We start from the raw sequence: 1,631 nt of genomic DNA, 5'->3' as shown, positions 1-1,631 counted from the left end.
ACGTTTATCGATCAGCATCTGTCACCTTATCCGAATTTCTCGGCGTTAGAGATTCTGACGACGGATGAGATCTATAGCGCGAAAAAAGACGCGATAGATACCTTTATCCAAGTGACCAATCAGATGACGGAACTGTGTAAAAACGAGCCAGCCACCGCTCACCGTATGTATTACGACTATAGTAAAACCGAAGCAGATACTCTGATGGATGCGATCATTGATAATACGCTGGGCAGATTGATTACACCGATCAAGCCTGATGCAAGTAAGTGGGAAGAACTGCGAGAGATGCTTGCCGAAATCGATATCGTAACCTTGACTGATGAGCAGTATCAGTCGCTGTGGGCGCTGTAGATATTTTATAAGTTAAGATATTTTGAATCATAAAAACCGCCATAGTATTTGCTGTGGCGGTTTTTTAGATTTAATTAGACTGGAATCTTGTTCAAATATCTTTGTAAATATGGTCGTAAATTTCATCTAAGGTAAACAGAATATAATAGACGATACTGCAACCACCAATTGACAGTGTGTTGTAATACCTATCTGAATGATCGTCATAGATAGTACACAAGCGCTTATCGAAAGTGACACAAACCTTCGTCTTTATATCTAGTAAGTCATTCTCTTTAGACAAATCATAAACCACTTTTTCATAGAAATAATTAAAATCAACTGTTTTAAATTCATTATGAGTTATTTGTTCTTCAGATTTAATGAGTAAATAATCATTAACATCATATTTTACTAAAAAATCCTTAACCAATCCTTCAATGTAGCTATTTATTTTACTACCTTTTAGGTTGGATTCTAAACCTATAATATAGTCACTCTGAAAATTTTTTTTACTCATAGAGGTAGGCACTCTGGACTTTATTGAAATTGAGCTTACAGACTTCAATTTCATTAATCTCACTATAAACATCAATTATTGATTCGTTAGTATTATAAAAGGGCAATATAAATTGGCTTTTTATTCTTTTATTTTCACAATATTCATTGTTTTTTAAGCAAAATTCGTAAGTGAGCTGCTTAACTACATTTAATTTTAGGTCTTTAGATTCTTTCTGAAAAAAACTTATTGGTAAATATTTCCAGTCTATACAATATATATCATAGTTAGATTCTTTTTTAATACTATCTTCTAAAACCCCATTCCATTCTAACAGAAAATCTTTTTCAGTTATTCCATTTAAGTGGTATAGCTTTGAATTTACCCTTTTTACTGTTAAGCTATGGTATTTTTTAGACATTCCTCTTCTTAAATTTCTATGACTCATAACGTAAAACTTATTTACGATATATTCGAAAACTTTATTCTGAAACTCGTAACTTGGGAAGTCTTCATGTGCTTTCTTGTTGTTTAACTTAACTTTTATAAGACTATTCATAATTAAATTATTTGACTTCTCAAATTCATACGAAATAATACCGTTATCAATCAACATTTGCATAATTGAGTTGGTATCTTTATGAACTACAAGATCTGGTCTCATCCATCTTTCTTTTTCATTCAATTTAATGTTAAAGTTATTATTAAATCCTTTATCCATTAATATATTAAAACCACCAAATTTCCTTCTCACTAAGTTGCTAACTTTCTTTTCTAACCTAAGAGTAGAGTCACAATA

Annotated in this window: 3 protein-coding genes; 1 reads left to right on the top strand and 2 read right to left on the bottom strand. The window is 31.3% G+C overall.

What is annotated here, in order from left to right:
• Nucleotides 1–354, top strand: a 354-nt coding sequence (locus tag ACS8FC_RS14020) for a hypothetical protein (RefSeq protein ID WP_439297208.1), incomplete at its 5' end; no start/stop codon positions are given.
• A gap of 91 nt (nucleotides 355–445) precedes the next feature.
• Here the strand turns inward: ACS8FC_RS14020 and ACS8FC_RS14015 are convergent.
• Both ACS8FC_RS14015 and ACS8FC_RS14010 read right to left on the bottom strand, forming a co-directional pair.
• Nucleotides 446–853 carry a hypothetical protein gene (locus ACS8FC_RS14015; RefSeq protein ID WP_439297207.1) on the bottom strand — a complete coding sequence of 136 codons (408 nt, stop codon included), beginning with the start codon at nucleotides 851–853 and terminating at the stop codon, nucleotides 446–448.
• On the bottom strand, nucleotides 846–1,631 hold a 786-nt coding region (locus ACS8FC_RS14010; RefSeq protein ID WP_439297206.1), incomplete at its 5' end, for a hypothetical protein. The genes ACS8FC_RS14015 and ACS8FC_RS14010, both read right to left, overlap by 8 nt.

It is taken from the genome of Psychrobacter sp. 1Y4, from assembly GCF_051847555.1.
Note: the sequence above shows the minus strand (reverse complement) of the source record. Positions and strands in the feature narration are given on the sequence as shown.

Excerpts from the sequence above, each read along its gene's own strand:
- ACS8FC_RS14015 (WP_439297207.1), bottom strand. The coding sequence starts at position 853 with ATGAGTAAAAAAAATTTTCAGAGTGACTATATTATAGGTTTAGAATCC.